The organism is Bartonella taylorii 8TBB (assembly GCF_902825155.1).
GTDB lineage: Bacteria > Pseudomonadota > Alphaproteobacteria > Rhizobiales > Rhizobiaceae > Bartonella > Bartonella taylorii_A.
Window position 1 is genome coordinate 123,925 of sequence record NZ_CADEAG010000003.1, and the last position, 22,435, is coordinate 146,359.

Below are 22,435 nucleotides of genomic sequence, written 5' to 3' on the forward strand. Positions count from 1 at the left end.
TATGGTTACACTTTTTTTGCGTAGATTACTAAGCATTCTTTTTGTTTTTATATTGCTTTTTTTTTCTACCTTTTCTAGGATAGCGATCGCTGAACTTACTACTCGCTTTTCTGAGAATGCACGGATCGTCTCTATTGGTGGTTCTCTTACAGAGATTATTTATGGATTAGGCGCTCAAGATCAGCTTATCGCTCGTGATAGTACAAGTGTTTATCCACAAGAAGCACTCAAACTTCCTGTTCTTGGATATATGCGTGCTCTTTCACCTGAAGGTGTTTTATCACTTGCTCCGGAAGGTATATTGCTTATTGAAGGAAGTGGCCCCGCTTCAACAATTGATATCCTGAAAAAAGCTTCCATTCCTATAGTCATCGTGCCTGAAAACTACTCTCGTGAAAGTGTAATAGAGAAGATTCGTGTTGTTGGCAGGGCCATTCATCGTGAAGCGCAGGCAGCTATATTAATTAAAAAAGTAAGCCGTGATTTTGTAGACAATGATGTACTTTTGGCAAAAATAACAAAACCAAAGCGCGTTCTTTTTATCCTATCTGTACAAAATGGGCGTGTTATGGCATCTGGGACAGACACAGCTGCCGATGGTATGATCAAGCTTTCAGGTGGTATCAATGCCATCACTGATTATAAAGGATATAAACTCCTAAATGGTGAAGCGTTATTGAAATCAAATCCTGATGTTATTTTACTTGTAAACCATGATGGCAAATCTACTAATCTTGAAAAATTTTTGGCTATACCAGCAGTTCAAGCAACAAATGCAGCAAAAAATCATGCCATTAAACAGATGGATGCCATGTATCTTTTAGGATTTGGTCCACGCACTGCAAATGCATCGAGAGAACTTATTAATATATTTTATGGTGCAAACCAAAATGGTAAAAGCTAATAAACATGGGAGATAATACATCTATAGTATATGAACCTGAAACAAAAAAGAATAAAAAAATAAACCGTGCAAATTTGAAAAAGATTGTATTAGTAAGTCTTATCATATTCCTTATCTTCAGTATTTTTGGTGGACTTTTGAATGGTGCTTCAAATGTTTCTTTCTTTGATTTCTTTCACGTAATGCTTACGAAAGATTTTTCAGTAAGTAGTAAAACACGCGATTATCTTATACTTATCGACATTAGGCTTCCTCGTATTATATTGGGATTATTGGTTGGATCATCTTTAGCTGTCTCTGGTGTTCTCATGCAGGGACTTTTTCGTAACCCTCTTGCAGATCCTGGAATTGTAGGCGTATCAGCGGGGGCAGGTCTTGGCGCTGTTTTAGCAATTGTTATCGGTATTGCTTTTCCTGCTTCATTAGCACCTTTTCTAGAGCCTTATAAAGTTATCATAGGTGCCTTTTTGGGTGGTCTTCTCTCAACAATTACTCTTTATGTAATAGCAACACACCATAGTTTTACTTCTGTTGCAACAATGCTTCTTGCAGGCATTGCTCTTGGTGCTTTAAGCAGTGCTGTTGTAGGAACACTCATTTTTATCGCAAATGACCAACAACTCCGTGATATTACTTTTTGGAATCTTGGCTCTCTTGCGGGTGCCACATGGTTGAAAGTTTGGCTTACTCTCCCTTTTATCTGCATCGGTCTTCTTTTTTCTCCTTTTTTATCACGAGCACTTAATGCTCTTGCTCTTGGAGAAACCGTTGCTGGCCATATTGGCTTTCATATTCAACGGATTAAAAATATTGCTATTTTTCTTGTTGCCCTTATGTGTGGTAGTGCAGTTGCTGTTAGTGGTGGCATTGGTTTTATTGGTATTGTTGTTCCACATATTTTGCGTCAGCTGATTGGTCCCGATCACTGTTATCTTATTCCCTGTTCTGCTCTTTTGGGGGCAGCATTGCTTGTTTTTGCTGACACCTTTGCACGTTTAATTGTTGCCCCCGCAGAATTGCCAATTGGAATCGTTACAGCACTTTTTGGTGCACCTTTTTTTCTGTGGATCCTCATACGCAAAAGAGGAACAAATTTTTCATGATTGAGGCAACCAATATTGGCGTTCAACGCGGAAAGAAACAGATTCTTAGCAATATTAACCTTCAAGTTAAAAGTAACGCTCTCACTGTCATTATTGGTCCTAATGGATCTGGGAAAAGTACTTTCATCAAAGCACTCAGTGGAGAACTTCCTTACAGTGGAAAAATGACTCTAAATGGTTATGATGTTAGCCAGACAAAAAACTGTAAAATGGCAAAGATGCGCGCAGTACTGCCGCAAGCAACAACGCTAACATTTCCATTCTTAGTCCATGAAGTGGTCGCACTTGGTCTCTCTGTATACCAATTCACCATTTCCAAAATCGAATTGCAAAATCTTATTCAAAAATCTTTAGAACGCGTCGGTCTTGCTGATTATGGGGATCGGTATTATCACCAATTGTCAGGCGGAGAGCAAGCCAGAGTGCAGCTTGCTCGTGTCCTTTGCCAAATATGGGAGCCGGTTTATCATGGAGTTTCTCGTTGGATGATATTAGATGAACCTATTGCTAGCCTTGATCTTCAACATCAGCTGGTTGTTATGGATATTGCCAAAAATTTTGCCCATTGTGGTGGTAGTGTTCTTGCTGTTCTCCATGATCTCAATCTTGCCGCACATTATGCAGATAAAATAATATTGCTAAAGCAAGGAGCAATTTATTGCCAAGGCAGTGCTTCTACCGTCTTGACAACACAAAATCTACGTGATGTTTATCACTGTGCTTTAATCGTTTCTGAATTGCCTAAAGCAGATGTTCCGTTTATACTACCTCAAACAGCATCCCGCCTATGAAATAGTGCGGCATTTTCCAAAAATCTGTTTGCTTAAATCAAAGCACTAATATGCATAAAAAGACGCGGATTTTCTCCGCGTTAATAATACCATAAATAGCGGATAGATTATTGATGATTCTAAAACCTCATGATCTTATGACATACACAACTGTTGATTCATAGGTTGCTTTTCTGTATTGCCCATCGAAAAAACGGTCACCTTATGCGTATGTGCACCAGCATGTTGTGTTGTCCCTATAATAACTTCATAGTGATAAAAGGGAGACCTTCTACCAATGTCATTAGCATTCCATCCAACTCCATAATACTAAAAATTGTGTCTATATTCACCAGCCTCTTTCATGGTGCAAATATGCGTGTACGATTTAATGCTACCTTTTTGCTCATATGCAAACTGTCTATTCTGATCTAAATCACGATCATCATCAAACCCGCGTAAAAATATTCCTCTAAAGCTAAGGACTTTAAAGGTTTTGTCATTGTCTTCGCTCCATGTATCACCTATTACTCTGAATAATTGTGGATAATCTTTACACTCATAAGTAGCTCCATCACATAAAAACCAACCATTTGGCACTTCTTACATAGCAAAGCTTGCAATAAATTCGCATGGAAAAGTTTCTATCTTTGGTGGTCGCAGAGGGTATGGGATTTAAGAGACATCAACCATTACGATCTTCTATTGAAAAACCTTCTACACCATTTCATAAATACCATCTGTTTTTAGTTCTCCACCTTCTAATGGTATAATACCTGCATTACTGGCTTTATAGATGAGCTTCTCTCCTATACTATTAACCGTTATTGTTGTCGTGCCAATGTTCATACCTCGAAATTTAAAACATATGATAATATCATTTTTATATTTCTCTATAAGTGAAACTGTCTTCAACGTAATTAATGTTGTTTTATCTTCTGCATTCACCATAAAACTTGAATCAATAGAGCCACTACTACCTGCAAGATATTCACGCACACGCTGCATTATCGCCCGTGCACTATCATTGGTGGATTTCATATAACCATCACTAAATATGATACCTTTTCAGATACATAGGGGAAACTGCTGACATATTTGAAGTTGTAATGAGAACTACTACAATTCTAGCACTTTCAATACCTTCAGATTGTCTCAACAGCAATATTTTATACCATTCATGTGCTTATACCTCATCTATGTGCTTTGAAAAAATAAATGCAACCTTTTGTTCTGTAGTTGCAAAAATTTCACAGTTTCTTTTGCTTTATCCCTATTTAGATTTTGGCAGTTCTCTGTATCAAACAAATCTTAGAAGTTTTCTCTAGCTTCTTTACACTACCCATCATATTTTTATTTGCACGCAGATACCTCTTGAAACATATCCTATTTCATTAAACTTGTTCCTGAAAAGTTTTGCCAGATAAATGCCAGCCCCCATTTGAGCACCGCGCCTATTCATATTCTAGTACCCTATAGATGATACTGTTTATAGAGTAAATTCCCCATGCTTCAACTTAATCTGAGAATAATATACTCCCCCGATATACTAAAAGATACACCATATATCTTCATCAAATCTGAAGGATACGCTTGATTTTTCCACGAGAATTGAGAAATGTAAACTTGCGCTCTCCACCCTCTTTAAAATGCGTATTAGCAATTTTTGATAATCAACCTGCTGCAACCGTCTATTGCTTCCCACACTTAGCACGATTACCTACTCATGTATTTTATTATGATAGATTTTTTTGCACGAACAATAAATCCTTCTGAATAGTACCTTGCAACTATAGGCATTCTTCCTCTTCATGGTAAGATCAGAGCAAAGGTTCGCTAAAGAGTTTTAATAATCTAATTCTGCCTCATCAAACTAACACAGAAAAATATTTCCCATCATCGAATTTGCGATATTGTTGTAATCATAATCTGAAAATTGAAAAACTATGCAATCACCTTAAGATCTCATCTATAATCCCTCAACCTGACAATCGTCCTTTCAAAAATTATATATAATTTTCAATCGTGCGTTTAATTATCTCCCCAAAACTCTTGAGAAATGATTTCTGAAATTAACAGAGTACAAAGAAATATACCCAATATCCCCCTGCCATGCTTATAACTAAGGTAAAACCATCATTGCTTTTTTATTACCAGCATTCTCAACAACCTTAAGCACGACTTCTTCAAAAAACATACAGAAAATACTATCTATTTAAAAATAAAACAATAAATTCCAAACAAATGTTATGCTATTTTACTAAGATAGCTGTAAGATTTTACACTGTTCCTATTGGAGATAAAATGGTCATCTGTGATAAAAGCGGTAAAATTTTTACCCAACATAGCTTTGATGACATATTTTAAAAATTTGCAACCGAGCATATAATAAAAAATAGCACACAGATTAAGAAAATGCGTCATAAGACGTGCTATGATTTCAGTAGCAAAAATACCACAACTCAAAGCGCTTTTCGCTAAACAGAAAACAGTATGACATCCTTTTACACAAAAATGATGATTTCTAAAGAATGATTACTGGAACAACCTAAGAGCTACACAAAAGTAGAAGAATAAAAATTAATATAAGTGCTAAGCATAAATCCCCTCTTTTTAATAATAAATTTTTCTCTTACCCTTTTTCATAAAAAATTTTAATATTATCGCTGGCTACTTCATAACACCTGCTTGCATTTCTAAAAAACATATAAAAATCGTTAAAGATATATCTTTGCGATTGACAATAAAAGCATTTAAGCCAACCATATCCTTGCAAATAAAAAATTTTTAAGTGGGGGACAATGCAGATACTATGAAGAATGTTGCATTAATTTTTTTCAATAAAGTTTCTTGATCTTTATCTGGCGTATCTTGGTATCAAAGCAATATTATATACACCTCTTAATGCAAGCACACGTGATTGATAATTCGAATGTTTCTCCATTAACATTGCAACCTGTTTTTTTAACTATGTGTTTATAAGGAAAAAGTTTATATGCAGAAAAATATTCCATCAATCAGTTGCACCCCCTTCCCCGCCTCACGCAAAATTTATCAACAGAGCCTCCTCTTCTCTGATGTGCGTGTACCATTGCGTGAAATTTCATTAACAGACAGCGGCGAAAAACCTTTACACATCTATGATACTTCTGGTCCTTACACTGACAAAAATATGATCATTGATATTACAAAAGGCTTGCCAGCAATTAGCTCAGCTTGGCTCTCTAAGCGTGCTGATACTGAGCCTTATGCTGCACGACCAATCAAACCCGAAGATAATGGATTAGCTTATAGTCAAACCCCTATACCAACCTTTGAACAAAAACAGCCTGTTTTGCGAGCAAAAAAAGACAAAGCAATTACACAGATGGCTTATGCACGCGCAGGTATTATTACCGCTGAAATGGAATACGTGGCTATACGAGAAAATGAAGGACTAGCGATAAAAGAACAGCAGACAACGCAACCAGATGCGTCATTTGATAGATCAATACCGGAAATTTATACTGCCGAGTTTGTTCGTAATGAAATTGCCTGCGGACGTGCTATTATCCCCCAAAATATCAACCATCCAGAATGTGAACCAATGATTATTGGACGCAATTTTCGTGTTAAAATTAATGCCAATATTGGCAATTCAGCAGTTACTTCATCTATGGCAGAAGAAGTCGACAAAATGGTTTGGGCTATTCGTTGGGGAGCAGATACAGTTATGGATCTCTCAACAGGGCGGAATATTCACAATATTCGTGAGTGGATTATTCGAAATTCACCAGTTCCCATCGGAACTGTTCCTCTTTATCAAGCACTCGAAAAAGTACAAGGTATTGCTGAAAATTTAACATGGGATATTTTCCGAGACACTCTTATTGAACAAGCTGAACAAGGTGTTGATTATTTTACCATTCATGCGGGATTAAGATTACCTTTTATCCCTCTCACCATTGATCGCGTAACAGGTATCGTCTCCCGAGGTGGTTCTATTATGGCAAAATGGTGTCTGCATCATCACAAAGAAAGTTTTCTCTATGAACATTTTGATGAAATTTGTGATATTGCACGCACCTATGACATCTCCCTTTCCTTGGGGGATGGATTGCGCCCTGGCTCTATTGCCGATGCCAATGATGAGGCCCAATTTGCAGAGCTTAAAACTTTGGGGAAATTAACAAAAATTGCTTGGGGAAAAGATGTACAGGTTATGATTGAAGGACCTGGGCATGTCCCAATGCACAAAATTAAAGAAAATATGGAGCAACAATCAGATCTCTGTCATGAAGCGCCTTTTTATACGTTGGGACCTCTCACCACTGACATTGCACCTGGTTATGACCATATTACATCCGCAATTGGTGCTGCTATGATTGGATGGTTTGGAACCGCCATGTTGTGTTATGTAACGCCCAAAGAACACTTAGGACTCCCCGATAAAAATGACGTAAAAACTGGCGTAATCACTTATAAAATTGCTGCCCATGCTGCTGATCTTGCCAAAGGTTTACCCAGAGCGCAATTGCGCGATAATGCCCTTTCACGCGCACGATTTGACTTTAGATGGCATGATCAATTCAATCTTTCTCTTGATCCAGAAACAGCCTGTGCCTTTCATGATGAAACAATGCCTAAAGAAGCTCATAAATTGGTGCATTTTTGTTCCATGTGTGGACCAAAATTCTGTTCTATGCGTATTTCTCATGATATTCGTGAAGCAGCAGCAACAATAAAAACAAAAGGAGAAGGCATGATTGCTATGGCCGAGAAATATCAAAAAAATGGTGACCTTTATGTAGATGCTATTTCTGTTCAAAAAAAGAGTGTCAACAGTTGAAGAATATTCTTATCAAAGGTGCAGGAGTAGGGGGATTAACCGTTGCCTGTATGTTACAGCAAAAGGGTGTTTCTGTTACTCTATCGGCTCCCCCTCATTCACCTATAGGAAGTGCTAGTTGGTATGCTGGAGGAATGCTCGCACCTTACTGTGAAAGAGAAAATGCGGAACAGATTGTTGAAGATCTCGGCATACTTGCCATACAATGGTGGCTCAAAACACTTCCCAATTTTGTTATACGAAAAGGTACTTTAGTTGTTGCGCCGACACGGGATAAGGTAGAACTTGAACGATTTGCAGTGCGTACACATAATCACAAAATGATAAATACTGCAGAGATCGCTCATCTTGAACCGGATCTTGCGGAACGTTTTAATTGTGCACTCTTTTATGAAAATGAAGCACATCTTGATCCACGCAAAGCACTTATTGCTTTAAAAGAAAACCTTATAAAAAGCGGAGCATCTTTTGTCGATGTAGAAACATCTGAAACAAATTTTGATATTGTCATTGATGCAACTGGAATAGCACGTTTAGGAAAAGATAAAAATATACGAGGTGTACGCGGTGAAATGCTTCTCGTACGTAGCACAGATATTAAAATTTCTCGTCCAATTCGTCTCCTCCATCCACGATTTCCACTCTATGTTGTCCCTCGTCAAGATAATATTTTTATGATTGGTGCAACAATGATTGAGAGTGATTTTGATGGCGCCATATCGGTGAGATCAATGATGGAATTGCTCAATGCGGCTTATACTTTGCATCCCGCTTTTGCCGAAGCAGAAATTATTGAATCTGGGGTTGGCATACGACCATGCTATCCTGATAACTTTCCTTCCGTGCACAAACATGGTAATCATATTTTTATTAATGGATTTTATAGACATGGTTTTCTTTTATCTCCAGAAATGGCAAAGCAAGCAATGAAATTGACATTGGAGTAAGGTATGCAAATATTTGTTAATGGTGAAAGAATCCAAACAGAAGTTATCACTCTCAATCTCTTGCTTAAAGAATTGGGTTATGAAGGAAATTGGCTCGCAACCGCTGTTAATTCAGAAGTTATTCCTGTAAATGCACGAAGCCAATTTGTCTTGCATGAAGGAGATAAAATTGAAATTTTAAGCCCAATGCAAGGAGGCTAAAACTATGCTGAATCTTTATGGACGTAAATTCTCTTCTCGTCTTATGTTAGGTACGGCTCAATATCCTTCACCAGCAGTCCTTCGTGATGCTATTCATACATCTAATACAGAAATTGTAACAGTTGCGTTGCGTCGAGAAACCGCAGGCGGAAAACAAGGTGGACAATTTTGGCAATTTCTTACAGAATTGGATATAACAGTGCTTCCCAATACTGCTGGTTGTTACACTGTTAAAGAAGCTGTTACAACGGCAAAACTTGCACGAGATCTCTTTAAAACGTCTTGGATTAAACTCGAAATTATTGGAAATCCTGATACTTTACAACCAAATGTTTTTTCCTTGATCGAAGCAGCACAAATTTTAAACAGTGAAGGTTTCAAAATTTTTGCCTATACAACGGATGATCTCATTGTTGCTGAAAAGCTCTTAGACGTTGGATGCCAAGTCATAATGCCTTGGTGTGCTCCTATTGGATCTGCCAAAGGCCCTCATAATACCGATGGATTGCGTTCTATTCGCGCTTACCTTCCTGATGTCACTCTTGTTATTGATGCCGGCATTGGACGCCCATCACATGCTGCCGTTGCTATGGAACTTGGTTATGATGCAGTGCTTCTTAACACCGCAGTTGCCAAATCAGCTGATCCTGTCTTAATGGCTGAAGCGTTTTCTAAAGCTGTTCAGGCAGGGCGTATGGGATACAAAGCAGGACTTCTCGAAGCGCGTAATATAGCTGTCCCTTCAACGCCAGTTATTGGAAAAGCAGTCTTTTCATGAAACTGGACCCATTCTACCTTATTGTCGATAATGCTGATTGGGTTGAACGTTTGATTCCTCTTGGAGTCAAACTCGTACAATTGCGTATGAAAAATAAAAATTTAAAAATAATCCGTCAACATATTAAGCGTGCAAAAAATATATGCGATAAATTGGGAATACAATTAATCATTAATGATCATTGGGAAATAGCAATTGATGAAAAATGCAATTTTATTCATCTTGGGCAAGAAGACTTAAGCAGTGCCGATCTTCCTGCAATTCGTAAAAATGGTATAAGGTTTGGTCTTAGCACACATAATGAACAAGAATTAGATATAGCCCTTTCTGTTAATTCTGACTATGTTGCGCTTGGTCCTATTTATCCAACAATCTTAAAAGAAATGAAATGGATGCCGCAAGGACTAGAAAAAATCAAACAATGGAGAAAACGGATTGGTGCTTTACCTTTAGTGGGCATTGGTGGCTTAACACCAGAACGCGCTATTGGTGTTTTAAAAGCAGGAGCCAATAGTGCTGCTGTTGTAACCGACATTATTCTCCATAAAAAACCCGAACAGCGTGTCCAACAGTGGTTACAGGTAACAAAGGTATGGCGTTGAAGCCTTCTATTCTTATTGTTGCGGGAACTGATCCAACAGGAGGCGCTGGTATTGTCCGTGATATAGAAACAGCTGCACATTTTCAAATAAAAGCAAATTTAGCTATCACCTGCGTTAACGTACAAGATGATAACCACGTTGCTGAAATTGTTCCAATGCATGAAAAACTCATCGCCGCGCAAATGCGCAGTGCCTTAGGAGCCAATCCAATAAGCGCAATAAAAATCGGTATGACAGGGACCAAAGCAATTATAACAGCAATCTGTAATGTACTCAAAGATTATCCTCATATTCCAGTTATTCTTGATCCTGTACTTGTCGCCTCATCAGGAGGAAAACTAATAACAGAAAAAATCACCGAAATTATGATCAATAAACTTCTCCCTCACGTTGATCTTTTAACACCCAATAGAGAAGAACTCGCTCTTCTCAGCCAAAATCCATTGGCATCTCATCATAAGCAAGCAATACAGCAAGCAAGAAAACTGCTGTCATTTGGTCCACGCTCTATCTTGATAAAAGGTGGTCATGCAAACGGTCCCCTTGCAACGGATAGCTTCATTGATAAAACTGAAATCATAAATATTTCTACTCCCCGCTTAACGGGAACAATGCGTGGAACAGGTTGCATCCTTTCAAGCGCTATTGCAGCCAATTTGGCATTAAATGAATCTATGCCTCAAGCCATAAAAAATGCAAAAGCATATATTCACACATTACTGTTAAATCACAACCGAAAAGGTTATTAGAATCTCAATATTATGTCATAATCTGATTAACTATTCTGGCTCTATTTTTCAGTTTATATGTTTATTTTTTCTCAAAATGAATGCATATGTATAAATATAATATTATAAATCTATAATATAATTGTCATATTATACAACTTGCATTTGATGAAAAATTTTTTATTGTAGAATGCTCCGGTATATCATCTTAACCGATAAGGTAACGTATTGAAAAATGCATATAACTGCGAATACTTCTCAATGTTTTTTGTTAAGATAAAAAGGCTCATCGTTGTTCACATATAAATTACTAAAAAACACATTATAAAGCTTGAAGGATAATGTTATCTGCTCTATTCCTAGGAGATAGATCACCAGAAAAAGTAAAATGTTAAATCAAACAACGTGCTCAATCTCATATGAAGAACTCTTAAACTTTTATAAAGAAAGTGGTGTGGATGCTGTTCTAACAGATTCACCTATTGATCGCTTTAATCAATCTGCCTCCTTAGAGAAAAAATCAATACAAACAGTAAACATTTCTCATAATCAACAGATATCACCAACCATAAAGTCACCCAATCGTCCACTGCCTACCCCTAACATTATACAAGGTGAGCCTTCAGCTATAGAGAGTGTAAAAAGTGTGAATACACTTGATGAATTAAAATCTGCTCTCCTCGCGTTTAATGGCTGTTCATTAAAATTGACAGCAAAAAATACCTGTTTTTCAGATGGAACAGCGGGAAGCCCGCTTATGCTCATAGGAGAAGCACCAGGGCGAGAGGAAGATATACAAGGGATTCCATTTGTAGGAAAAGCCGGAAGATTATTGAACAAAATCCTCGCATCAATTGGCTTGACAAGAAACAATGTTTACATAGCCAATACTATTCCTTGGCGCCCACCAGGAAATCGTACACCGACACCAAGAGAAGTCGCATTATGCCGCCCTTTCATTGAACGACAAATTCATTTAGCTAAACCTCGTATTCTTATAGCACTAGGAGGAGTTGCTACACAGTTCCTTACAGGGGCTCAAAATGGAATTATCCGGTCTCGGGGGAAATGGCTCACCTATGAAGGTGAAGACAACATAAAAATACCTGTTATGCCAACCTTTCACCCTGCTTATCTTCTCCGAACGCCCAGTCAAAAAAAGCTTACATGGATAGACTTCTTAGAAGTAAAAAAGCGCTTAGATAGCTTTTTATAACTCCTTAATCTTACCCCTTATCTTAAAACATAAACACTTTTTCAATTCCGTAACTTTTAAAATACAATCAGGAAAAAATTATGCAACAATCAACAGTCCCCATTTATCGTCTGGAAGACTACCAACCAACCCCTTATGCTATCCCCAAAACACAACTTCACTTCTGTTTGAAACCAACAAAAACCCTTGTTACGGCAATATTATTGATTGAAGCGCGTCAAAATACGAAAGAAAGGACGCCTCTTGTGCTTTCTGGTGATGATCTTACACTCATTTCTGTTGCTATTAATGGTGAAGCATTGTCTGCAAACGCTTATAAAAGCACGCCTTCACGTTTAGAAATTACAACTCCACCAGCAACTCCTTTTACATTGCAATTGGTCACGGAACTAAACCCTGAAAGCAACCGCCAACTCATGGGACTTTATCTTTCAAATGGTGTTTATTGCACACAATGCGAAGCAGAAGGTTTTCGTCGTATTACTTATTTTTACGACCGCCCAGATATTCTTTCTACCTATACGGTCAAAATCGAAGCGGATTCTCAAACAATCCCTATCTTACTTTCCAATGGTAATCTCGTGGAAACAGGAACTCTTGAAAATAATCGTCATTTTGCTCTTTGGGAAGATCCATATCCCAAACCATCCTATCTCTTTGCTTTAGTTGGCGGTGATCTTGATAAGTTAGAAGACCATTTTACTACTGTATCTGGTCGACGTGTCAAACTTGGTATCTATGTGGAAAAAGGAAAAACCAAACGTGCAACCTATGCAATGGATGCCCTCAAACGCTCCATGCGTTGGGATGAGCAATGTTTTGGACGCGAATATGACCTTGATGTTTTCAATATTGTTGCTGTTTCGGACTTTAACATGGGTGCAATGGAAAACAAAGGGCTTAACATCTTTAATGATAAATATGTTCTTGCAGATCCTGAAACAGCAACCGATCATGATTATAGAAATGTCGAACGTATCATTGCTCATGAATATTTCCATAATTGGACCGGTAATCGTATTACTTGCCGTGATTGGTTTCAACTTTGTTTAAAAGAAGGACTAACAGTTTACCGAGACCAAGAATTTTCCTCAGATCAAAATGTACGTAGTCTACAGAGAATTGAAAATATAAAAACATTAAAAGCTATGCAATTTACTGAAGATTCTGGTCCACTTGCTCATCCTGTACGGCCTCGTCAATATAGTGAAATCAACAACTTTTACACCACAACCGTTTATGAGAAAGGCGCTGAAGTTGTTCGCATGATGCATACTATTTTAGGTCCTACTCTTTTTCGTAAAGGAATGGATCTCTATTTTCAACGTCATGATGGGCAAGCTTGCACAATTGAAGATTTTGTCACCTGTTTTGCTGAAGTCTCTGGTAGAGACTTTTCACAATTCATGCTGTGGTATGAACAAGCAGGAACGCCTCATGTGGAAATCGACCACCATTATAACAATGGTATTTTAACAATTCATGCAAAACAACATATTCCGGCAACACCGCAACAAAAAACAAAAAAACCTATGCTTATCCCTATCGTTTTTGGTCTCTTAGGACAAAATGGAGAATCTCTTACCTATGAGACTGATGCGGATATTCAATCAGATGTTATGCTTCTGTCTAAAGAAAGCCAAACGTTCACATTAAAGGGACTGAGTGAAAAACCTGTTTTATCTCTGCTTAGAGACTTCTCTGCACCTATCAATTTACAAACTCCGTTTAATGAAAACGAGCTTATATTTCTTGCACAAAATGATAGCAATCAACTCAACCGTTGGCAGTCGTTTAATCATTTAATGATGCAAGCTCTCATTCAAGCTATTCACGATAAAACACAAGCAAAAGAGAGTATGCCTTCTTCTTTGCTAAAATTGATTGAAAGCATCCTTAAAGATGAAAGTCTTGATCCAGAGTTTCGCGCATTTTGTTTAAATTTACCTAGCGAAATTGAACTTGCCCATAAAATCGGTAAAAATGTTGATCCAGATCGTATCCACTCTGTGCGTAATCAGTTTTTAGCTTCACTCGCGCATACACATCAAGAGCTCTTCACAAAAGTTTATATGCAAATGGAAACTCATGAGCCCTATTCACCAAACACTACGCAAGCTGGAAAACGAGCATTACGGAATATTATCCTAGATTATCTTTCCATTGCTGAAGCCCAACCAAATCGTGCTGTCACGCAATATGTAACAGCTGATAATATGACTGACCGCATGGCCAGTATAACCATTTTAGTGCGGCATTTTAACAAAAGTGAGCAAGCACAAAATGCTTTAAATGATTTTGAAAACCGATATCGGCATGATCCTTTGGTTATGGATAAATGGTTTTCCATTCAAGCAATGGTTGCGGGAGCATCAACACTTGCCCATATACAAAAACTCATGCAGCATCCGCTCTTTTCACAAGATAATCCCAATCGTGTACGAGCCCTAATTGGTGTCTTTGCTTCTAATAACCTAACGGGTTTTAATAGAGTTGATGGTGCAGCTTATCACTTTCTTTGCCAAATTATTTTGGAAATTGACAAAAAAAATCCACAGCTTGCTTCGCAATTACTCACAATAATGCGTTCTTGGCGACAATTAGAGCCTATTCGGCAACAAAAACTTGAAGCTGCATTAAAAACAATTGCAGTAGCTCCTCAATTGTCAAGCGATGTAGCAGATATCATCACGCGCATCCTCGCTTAAAATAAAAAATATTTATAATCAATACATTATAATCTTATTGATAAAATCACCTAAAGTAGTTCTTCAATAACAATAGCACCATAAACAGGTAATTTAAGCCTGTTTATGGATAATGTTAGCTTTTCTTTTAGTTTCCATACTCCCTGCTTATAAGAAGTAAAATTACTTTTTCTAAAAAAAAGACTGGACAGAAGACTCCTGTTTTGATTCATTGCAGCCATGGAGTTTGATTATGGATACCGAAGCAGTTTTTCAGTCATATTATTCCATAATTAGAGGAACTTAAAATGGCTAAATTGGACGCATATAATGCGCCATCAGAAATGCACGCCGCTGCAAAACCGAGCGCACAAAATCACAAGGTGCGAACGGTGTATATCAATCTGTTTTCTAGTTCAACCTATCAAAAACTTCTCTTTATTGAGCCTTGGCTGCGGCGTTCACTTCCATTTATTATTAGTATATTTCTCGTGGTGCTCGCAGCAATTCGCTTCACATCAATCTATGATTGGCGCCATACGATTGATAAAAGTACACGTTCTACCATCACTCTCTTAGCTTCTCATGTTAGTAATATCATTGACCGTGACTTACTTGCCGCCACTCAGCAAAAAAAAGCTTCTGTTCTTTCTCATCATCATTTGCAAAATATCCTTACCAATTTTCGCAATCAAGGTCTTATCAATACTAACACTGTTATCGCCATAGTAGATCAAAAAGGCAATATCTTAGCTTCATCAAGTTCAGAGATTATTTTAGGAAAACCCTTACAAGATTTGACCCCTGAGAGCATTGCTTTACAGTCTCTTGGACAACACGCCGGTACAATGCAAATCACAATAGGGAGAGATGAACCAGCTCTCGCTTCATTTCACCAAACAGCAAATGGACAATATGGTGTCTTCATAAGCGAAAAAATACAAAATACCTACATGGAATGGCGCAAATTTTTCTCGTTAAATATAGTCCTTTTTATAGGAACTACCAGCGTTATTTTAACTCTCCTCTATGCTTATTACAATCAAATTTTACGAGCACGCAATACGGATTTGATTTCAGAAAAAATTCAAAACCGTATTGATATGGCAATGATGCGTGGACGCTGTGGACTGTGGGATTGGAATATGGCAAGCGGACGTGTTTACTGGTCACAAGCAATGTACGAAATGCTTGGCTATGTCCCTCAAGACGCACTGCTCTCAATTTCTCAAATTACCGCTATTATTAACCCAAACGATGCTAATTTTTTTGATCTTGCTCAGGAGTTAATGAGTGGTAAAAAAAAGCATATCGATATTAATGTCCCCATGCGTCATGCCGATGGTCATTATGTATGGATGCGCATTCGTGCTGAAGTTACAGATGAAGAAGAACCCCATTTGGTTGGTATTGCCTTCGATATTAGTGAACAGCGTCAACTCGCAGAAGAAACAGCGCAAGCGGACCTTCGTATCCGTGATGCGATTGAAAATATTTCAGAATCTTTTGTTTTATGGGATTCAGAAGGGCGTTTAGTTATGTCAAACAGCAAGTTTTGCGAATATGCAGCTATTCCTAAACAGGTTCTACAATCAGGAATCCAGCGTGCAACCGTTGAAGCAATATCCCGCCCTGCAATCAGTGAATATCCCCTCAAAGATGATGGTTCTGGTAACTTAACCAGTATTCGCCAAACTGCAGATGGATGTTGGCTCAAAATTAATGAACGACGTACCCAAGATGGAGGACTTGTTTGCATTGGTACAGATATTTCTGAACTTAAACAACAACAAGAAAAATTTGAAGACAGTGAAAGACGTCTCTTTTCTTTCATTCAAGAACTCAAACGTGCTCGAGGAAATGCTCAACAACGTGCCACAGAAGTTGAAAAACTTAATAAAAGTCTCAAAGCAGAAAAGGAGCGCGCGGAAAGTGCTAACAAAGCTAAATCAGAATTTTTAGCCAATATGTCCCATGAATTGCGCACCCCACTTAATGCCATTCTCGGCTTTTCAGATATCATGTTGCAATCGACCTTTGGTCCTCTTGGTTCGCAACGCTACAAAGAATATATGCATGATATTTACAATTCAGGAGCCCATCTTCTAACGCTTATCAATGATATCCTTGATATGTCCAAAATCGAAGCTGGAAAATTTACCCTTGATTGTAAAAATACCGATCTTGAACCCATTATCAGTGAAGCAGCGCGCACACTTACACCACAGGCTCAAGAAAAAAATATTTCTGTTACAACAAATATTGCTCCAGAACTCCATGCAGAAGTTGATATCCGTGCCATGAAGCAGATTTTCCTTAATCTCATCTCTAATGCTGTTAAATTTACACCTTCTGGTGGTAGTATTAATGTTTGCGCTTTCAAGAAAAAAAATAACCTTGTTTGTAAAATTAAAGATACAGGAGTTGGCATTCCTCAAGCAGCCATCAAAAAACTCGGACAACCTTTTGAACAAGTTGAAAATCAACTCACTAAAACCCATGCTGGCTCAGGTCTTGGGTTAGCCATTTCACGCTCCTTGCTAGAACTACACAAAGGAAAACTTGAAATTATCTCTAAAGAAATGAAAGGTACAACTGTAACCATTACAATGCCTATCAAACAGAGTTAAATTCGTTTTTAATTTCTCTCCCTTGTTCCCGTTGTAGCAAAACCTGTTTCCACCTAAAACCCCAACGATATCCAGAGATAAAACCATTCTTGCGTACCACACGATGGCAAGGAATGATTAATGCCAATTTATTACGTGCACATGCATTAGCAACCGCACGAAAAGCATTTGGCATACTAATACGTTTCGCTAACGCCTCATATGAAATTGTTTCACCACATGGCACTTCACATAATGCTGCCCATACTTTCTGCTGAAAGATCGTGCCTTTTATATCTAAGGGAAAGTCATGTCGTTTTACCAACTCAGGATTTTCTATCATTGTGACAATATGTGCAACTTCTTTCTTAAATATGTTGTCATCATCCACTTGTTGTGCATCATCAAAGCATACCGTGAATTCTTGTAATAATTGTTCTGTAGTATCTCCCAACATTATATCACAAATCCCTTTATGAGATTTGGCCACCAAAAGCCCTCCTATTGAAACGTTTTGCAGAAAAAATATTTTCTTTTGGGGAATGTTCAGCATTTTGACTTTGTTATATTTTTAACAGATTTGAACATCATGAATGAACTCAAAAAAATCTCATCATACTCTTTACAAGGTAAGATAAAATCATTCTGAAATTTATCTTCTTAGTCATCGACTTAAAATCACGCTGTAACCATTTTATAGAATAGCATAATGAATAAAACAATAAGAAGCTGGACCATCCTTTATACCTAAATCCTAATGACTATAAGAAATAAAATGTTGATCATCTTAAAGTATATTAATCTAGCATACTAAAACAAATCCAGTAGATATTTTTACCTAAAGCTCAAAAATTTTTTGTTTTTTAGTAGGAAAATAACAGCTTACACACTCTACGAGAGGGCATTAAAAAATAGAAAGAACCACCCCTAGAGGTACTTCAAATAAGATGATATCACTCTTTTAAAGATCCTTTCCAGTACATATCTGAAAAATAAAAGCCCCATTCCAAAATGGGACTCTTTAATAGTTTATCTTGCAAACAAATTAGAATTTGTACGCTACACCAACGCGAAAATCATTCGTCTTGTAACCCATTTCAATTTTTTCATGTGCAAATTTCTTTTTACCAAAATCTGAATAACGATATTCTGCACGTACAATGACATTATCAGCCATTGCAAAATCAACGCCACCTCCAAAGGTATAGCCAACCATTGTCTTTTTTTCATCATGCAAAAAATCAGAAAAATCAATTGCTCTACCTGCTGTATCAGCTACCTTTAGCTTAAAAGTATTTTGAAGCTGCGTATAAGCAATCCCTCCAGAAATATAAGGCATCACACGATCAATCGCAAAACCAACTCGCACCCGCGTAGCACCAGACCATTTTTGCTTTAAAGTATGTTGCACACTTTCCGTAACTACTACCGCTGGATCCTCTTGAGAGATTGACCTACTCGTCGTCTCCTCTGAATCTTCTGATGTTACTCTGCTTTTCTTTTCGTTCGGTGGTTCGATATCTTTCGTATCCTTTTTATCAGACCAAATCATATCCGTATCAACACCTATAATAAAACCATTATCGATATCAATATTGGAACCAGCATAAATACCACCTATGAAACCGGAAAGTTTAGGCAAAAGCCCCTTGTCAACTGGAGTCCATTTCCCTATATCTTTATCTTTTAAATAACTTAAAGCAGTTTTACCGGAAAAACTACCAATTTGGCCTCCCAAATAAAATCCTGTCCAAGAAAAAGCAGGAGATGCAACAACAGGCACCGGCTGTTCTGGTATAGTAACATCCGCCGCTTGTACTGCAGAAACTAAAGTTAAAGAAAAAAGAGATGTTGTGATTAAATATTTTGTAGCCATAATTGCTCCCCTAAAAGCTAATGTGACACATAACAGTTAAATATTTTCATATTTTTTTAAAAAAATCTGTAGCAGGAATGATACAGTTACATAAAAAATAAAATTCCTATTCAAAAATATGAAAATATGTGATTAGTGATTAGTGATTAGTGATTAGTGATTAGTGATTAGTGATTAGCATTTTTTATATTTAATAAAATATACCACAGGTTTATTCTATAACCTATTGAAAATAAATTTAATATTTCATTATATGTGTAAAAACTGAGCATACCGATTGTCCAGTTTCCTCAATTAACTTTTCAACACGAAGTAAATCAGGTTCTCCAACACTATTTAACAAAAGGTCGCTTAATCCGAGTGGCATATCATTGGGATCGAGAGAAGCATTCAAGCAAAGTCGCATAATTTGGCTTAAATTCGTATAGAGACCATAGGCATAACGCAAATCAGAAATAAACGAATTATTAAGAAAACTGTTTGGTAACAGAGACAAAGTATCTGCTGTGGTCGCTCCAATTTGAAATGCAATCACATGCGTAATAAGGGCAAATTGGGCAATAAACTCCAGATCCATGATACCACCAGGCATTGTTTTCAAATCCCATCGATTCTCTGGCGGTTTTTCTTTTTCAATCAAAGTACGCATTTCACATACTGCCTTTGCTACATCTTTCTTATTACGAGAAAAAGAAATAATTTCACAAACTTCATTTTCTAACTTTTGTAAAAAATCATGATCCCCCGCAATACCTCGTGCCCGAGTCAAAGCAAGATGTTCCCATATCCATGCTTCCCTGCGATAATATTTCTTAAAAAATTGAAAAGAAACAGCAACAGGCCCCTTATTGCCTAACGGACGCAATCTTAAATCAACAGCATAAAGAACTCCTTGGCTTGTGAGAGTAGATAAAGCTGCGACCAAGCGCTGTGTCAAACGGGTATAATATTGAGGGATATAGAGAGGCTTTTCTCCATCAGATATTTCCGCATCCTCATCATGTTCATAAAGTAAAATAAGGTCCACATCTGAACCAGCAGTTAATTCACAACTTCCAAGCTTACCCATCCCCAATATGCCAACACGCCCTCCTTTAACATTACCATGAAGGCGCGAAAATTCCTTTCGAACCGCAGAAAACGTTTTTGCGATCATAAGATCAGCAAGCGCGGTAAACGCAAAACCTGCTCTCTCTCCTGTAATGGCACCATTTAAAATTCTAATACCAATCAAAAAACGTTGTTCATCAGCAAAAATCCTTAAGTGGTCAAGAATTTCTTCATAAGAAAGAACACCTTCAAGAAAACATTCAAGCCGTTTTTCTAGATACGTTTTTGTCGGCAATTCTGAAAAAATGGTTGGATCTAACATTCCGTCAAAAACATGTGGTTTACGTGTAATAATTTCCGCAAGACGTGGAGCAGCTCCCATGATAAGCACTAACATCTCCAAAAGAGAAGGATTCGACTGCAAAAGACTAAAAAGCTGAATTCCTGAGGGCAAACCCTGTAGAAAACTATCAAAACACAACATTGCTTCATCAGCCCGTTTTGTAGCACCAAAAGCTTTTAAAAGCGCTGGGGTTAATTCCGTTAATCTTTCACGCGCTTCAGCAGATTGAGTAGCTTTATAACGCCCACAATGGAGTGTACGCATAATACGACAAATATCACTCGCTCTTTCAAAACCTAGACGATTTAACGTTATTAATGTCTCCGGATCATCCTCTTCCCCCGTAAAAACTAAATTGCCAATTTCTAAACCAAGTTCTTGCTCGTTCTCAAACAACGCCGCATAATGCTTTTCAACAACCCGAAGCGTTTTTAATAAATCACGGATAAAGCTGCTCTTCTCTTGATAGCCCATCAAATATGCAACACTTGTGAATTGAGAAACATCATTTGGGAGAAGATGCGTTTGTTCATCTGCAAGCATCTGAATACGGTGTTCTACATTTCGCAAAAAAACATAACTTTTCACAAGACTATCTCTCGTTTTATCACTAATCCAACCAAGCCTGTGAAGTTCTGTTAACATTGCAACTGTCTGACGTCCACGTAATTGAGGAAAGCGACCACCCGCGATAAGCTGTTGTGTCTGGACAAAAAACTCAATCTCACGAATACCCCCACGCCCCAATTTTACATTATGGCCATAAGCAGCAATTTGACCATAATTTTTATACGCATGGATTTGACGCTTGATCGAATGGATATCAGCAATAGCAGCATAATCTAAATATTTCCGCCACACATAAGGAAAAAGCTCTTTGAGAAAGTTAAATCCTGCCCTTTTATCGCCAGCGACTGGACGTGCTTTAATCATAGCAGCCCGCTCCCAATTTTGTCCTCGCCCCTCGTAATAACGCAACGCAGTTCTTACTGGTAAAGCCAAAGGGGTTGAACTTGGATCTGGTCGAAGCCGAAAATCGAGACGAAAAACATATCCTTCCGCAGTACGTTCTTGAATGATACGGATCAATCGGCGTACCATTTTGGAGAATACATCTATACTCTCAGAGAGTTTACCAATATGAGGTGACATTTCATCAATGAAAACAATAAGATCAATATCAGAAGAATAATTAAGTTCTCCTGCCCCCAATTTTCCCATCCCTAAAATGATTAAACCACAATCTTTTTCTGGATCATCACGGTTCGACAAATTTATCTTACCATGATCGTGCGCCTCTCTTAAAAGAAAACGTAGAGCAACACCTAATGCAGCTTCTCCCAAACGTGTCATCCAAGCGCATGAAATTTCATAAGTAAAAACACCACTTAAATCAGCTAAAGCAATGAGAACATGTGCTTCGCGTTTTTTTTTCCTTAAAGCAACCATCAATGAAGTTTCATGTATAGATTCATTTTTATCAATCGCTGCAATATCAGTTATAATTTCGCTCAACCTTGTTTCTATATCAACATTCAATAAGGGGGTAAGATATGATGGATTGGCGATCAAAACCTCACGCAAAAAAGGAGATAAGGTCATAACCGCGCTTATAAATTCAATCTGCTTTCCCCTGTCGAAAATAAAGGAAACAAGCGATTCTAAATTTTCTTTTCTCGCTTGTTCTGCAAGGTCTTTCAGCCATTGAAAACCACTCTCATCAAGCGAACATAAAGAAAGAAGTTGTGTTTTTAAAAAAGCATTTTTCATCTATACTCTCTAGAAAAATATTT

General features: G+C 37.6%; 15 protein-coding genes and 1 pseudogene. 12 read left to right on the forward strand and 4 right to left on the reverse strand.

Features of this window, described 5'->3' with window-relative positions:
• The first annotated feature begins 1 nt into the window (after position 1).
• Genes J7R13_RS03750 through J7R13_RS03760 form a run of 3 tightly spaced genes read left to right on the forward strand, consistent with a single transcriptional unit; the run spans position 2 to position 2,798 of the window.
• Positions 2–904 carry a heme/hemin ABC transporter substrate-binding protein gene (locus J7R13_RS03750; protein ID WP_208437540.1) on the forward strand — a complete coding sequence of 301 codons (903 nt, stop codon included), beginning with the start codon at positions 2–4 and terminating at the stop codon, positions 902–904.
• A gap of 5 nt (positions 905–909) precedes the next feature.
• Positions 910–2,007, forward strand: a complete 1,098-nt coding sequence (locus J7R13_RS03755) for a FecCD family ABC transporter permease (protein WP_208437541.1) — start codon at positions 910–912, stop codon at positions 2,005–2,007.
• A complete protein-coding gene (locus J7R13_RS03760; RefSeq protein WP_208437542.1) occupies positions 2,004–2,798 on the forward strand; it encodes a heme ABC transporter ATP-binding protein in 795 nt (264 codons plus the stop codon). Before J7R13_RS03755 ends, J7R13_RS03760 begins: the two co-directional genes overlap by 4 nt.
• 127 nt (positions 2,799–2,925) lie before the next feature.
• Here the strand turns inward: J7R13_RS03760 and J7R13_RS03765 are convergent.
• A pseudogene (locus J7R13_RS03765) lies at positions 2,926–3,812 on the reverse strand (phage tail protein); the annotation flags it as partial.
• 1,960 nt (positions 3,813–5,772) lie between these two features.
• On the opposite strand from J7R13_RS03765, the gene thiC reads away from it, so the two are divergent.
• The 9 genes from thiC to J7R13_RS03810 all read left to right on the forward strand — a co-directional run bounded on the left by thiC (position 5,773) and on the right by J7R13_RS03810 (position 17,394).
• On the forward strand, positions 5,773–7,605 hold the full coding sequence (thiC, locus tag J7R13_RS03770; RefSeq protein WP_208437543.1) for a phosphomethylpyrimidine synthase ThiC: 1,833 nt from the start codon (positions 5,773–5,775) through the stop codon (positions 7,603–7,605).
• Positions 7,602–8,552, forward strand: a complete 951-nt coding sequence (locus J7R13_RS03775) for an FAD-dependent oxidoreductase (RefSeq protein WP_208437544.1) — start codon at positions 7,602–7,604, stop codon at positions 8,550–8,552. The genes thiC and J7R13_RS03775 overlap by 4 nt, the downstream gene beginning before the upstream one ends.
• Before the next feature lie 3 nt (positions 8,553–8,555).
• Positions 8,556–8,753 (forward strand): sulfur carrier protein ThiS, encoded by a 198-nt coding sequence (gene thiS, locus J7R13_RS03780; protein ID WP_004860371.1) that lies wholly within the window; start codon positions 8,556–8,558, stop codon positions 8,751–8,753.
• A 4-nt stretch (positions 8,754–8,757) separates the two neighbouring features.
• A complete protein-coding gene (locus J7R13_RS03785) occupies positions 8,758–9,531 on the forward strand; it encodes a thiazole synthase (protein WP_208437545.1) in 774 nt (257 codons plus the stop codon).
• Positions 9,528–10,133, forward strand: a complete 606-nt coding sequence (locus J7R13_RS03790) for a thiamine phosphate synthase (RefSeq protein ID WP_208437546.1) — start codon at positions 9,528–9,530, stop codon at positions 10,131–10,133. The genes J7R13_RS03785 and J7R13_RS03790 overlap by 4 nt, the downstream gene beginning before the upstream one ends.
• The gene (locus J7R13_RS03795; protein ID WP_208437547.1) at positions 10,124–10,882 is read left to right on the forward strand and encodes a hydroxymethylpyrimidine/phosphomethylpyrimidine kinase; all 759 of its coding nucleotides are present in this window, start codon (positions 10,124–10,126) and stop codon (positions 10,880–10,882) included. Before J7R13_RS03790 ends, J7R13_RS03795 begins: the two co-directional genes overlap by 10 nt.
• A gap of 367 nt (positions 10,883–11,249) precedes the next feature.
• On the forward strand, positions 11,250–12,077 hold the full coding sequence (locus J7R13_RS03800) for a uracil-DNA glycosylase (RefSeq protein WP_208437548.1): 828 nt from the start codon (positions 11,250–11,252) through the stop codon (positions 12,075–12,077).
• 80 nt (positions 12,078–12,157) lie between these two features.
• On the forward strand, positions 12,158–14,785 hold the full coding sequence (pepN, locus tag J7R13_RS03805) for an aminopeptidase N (RefSeq protein WP_208437549.1): 2,628 nt from the start codon (positions 12,158–12,160) through the stop codon (positions 14,783–14,785).
• A 287-nt stretch (positions 14,786–15,072) separates the two neighbouring features.
• On the forward strand, positions 15,073–17,394 hold the full coding sequence (locus tag J7R13_RS03810) for an ATP-binding protein (protein ID WP_208437550.1): 2,322 nt from the start codon (positions 15,073–15,075) through the stop codon (positions 17,392–17,394).
• Here the strand turns inward: J7R13_RS03810 and J7R13_RS03815 are convergent.
• From J7R13_RS03815 to J7R13_RS03825, 3 genes are all read right to left on the reverse strand, one after another.
• Positions 17,381–17,926 (reverse strand): methylated-DNA--[protein]-cysteine S-methyltransferase, encoded by a 546-nt coding sequence (locus J7R13_RS03815; protein WP_208437551.1) that lies wholly within the window; start codon positions 17,924–17,926, stop codon positions 17,381–17,383. The two genes, J7R13_RS03810 and J7R13_RS03815, sit on opposite strands and share 14 nt — an antisense overlap.
• Positions 17,927–18,418: 492 nt before the next feature.
• The gene (locus tag J7R13_RS03820) at positions 18,419–19,249 is read right to left on the reverse strand and encodes an outer membrane protein (RefSeq protein WP_208437552.1); all 831 of its coding nucleotides are present in this window, start codon (positions 19,247–19,249) and stop codon (positions 18,419–18,421) included.
• Positions 19,250–19,487: 238 nt separating this feature from the next.
• A complete protein-coding gene (locus J7R13_RS03825) occupies positions 19,488–22,412 on the reverse strand; it encodes a bifunctional [glutamine synthetase] adenylyltransferase/[glutamine synthetase]-adenylyl-L-tyrosine phosphorylase (RefSeq protein ID WP_208437553.1) in 2,925 nt (974 codons plus the stop codon).
• Positions 22,413–22,435: the final 23 nt, after the last annotated feature.

Coding starts and splice junctions, on each gene's coding strand:
- thiC (WP_208437543.1), top strand. CDS start 5,773: ATGCAGAAAAATATTCCATCAATCAGTTGCACCCCCTTCCCCGCCTCA.
- J7R13_RS03790 (WP_208437546.1), top strand. CDS start 9,528: ATGAAACTGGACCCATTCTACCTTATTGTCGATAATGCTGATTGGGTT.
- J7R13_RS03750 (WP_208437540.1), top strand. CDS start 2: ATGGTTACACTTTTTTTGCGTAGATTACTAAGCATTCTTTTTGTTTTT.
- J7R13_RS03795 (WP_208437547.1), top strand. CDS start 10,124: ATGGCGTTGAAGCCTTCTATTCTTATTGTTGCGGGAACTGATCCAACA.
- J7R13_RS03815 (WP_208437551.1), bottom strand. CDS start 17,926: ATGCTGAACATTCCCCAAAAGAAAATATTTTTTCTGCAAAACGTTTCA.
- pepN (WP_208437549.1), top strand. CDS start 12,158: ATGCAACAATCAACAGTCCCCATTTATCGTCTGGAAGACTACCAACCA.
- J7R13_RS03785 (WP_208437545.1), top strand. CDS start 8,758: ATGCTGAATCTTTATGGACGTAAATTCTCTTCTCGTCTTATGTTAGGT.
- J7R13_RS03825 (WP_208437553.1), bottom strand. CDS start 22,412: ATGAAAAATGCTTTTTTAAAAACACAACTTCTTTCTTTATGTTCGCTT.
- J7R13_RS03820 (WP_208437552.1), bottom strand. CDS start 19,249: ATGGCTACAAAATATTTAATCACAACATCTCTTTTTTCTTTAACTTTA.
- J7R13_RS03800 (WP_208437548.1), top strand. CDS start 11,250: ATGTTAAATCAAACAACGTGCTCAATCTCATATGAAGAACTCTTAAAC.
- J7R13_RS03810 (WP_208437550.1), top strand. CDS start 15,073: ATGGCTAAATTGGACGCATATAATGCGCCATCAGAAATGCACGCCGCT.
- thiS (WP_004860371.1), top strand. CDS start 8,556: ATGCAAATATTTGTTAATGGTGAAAGAATCCAAACAGAAGTTATCACT.
- J7R13_RS03760 (WP_208437542.1), top strand. CDS start 2,004: ATGATTGAGGCAACCAATATTGGCGTTCAACGCGGAAAGAAACAGATT.
- J7R13_RS03755 (WP_208437541.1), top strand. CDS start 910: ATGGGAGATAATACATCTATAGTATATGAACCTGAAACAAAAAAGAAT.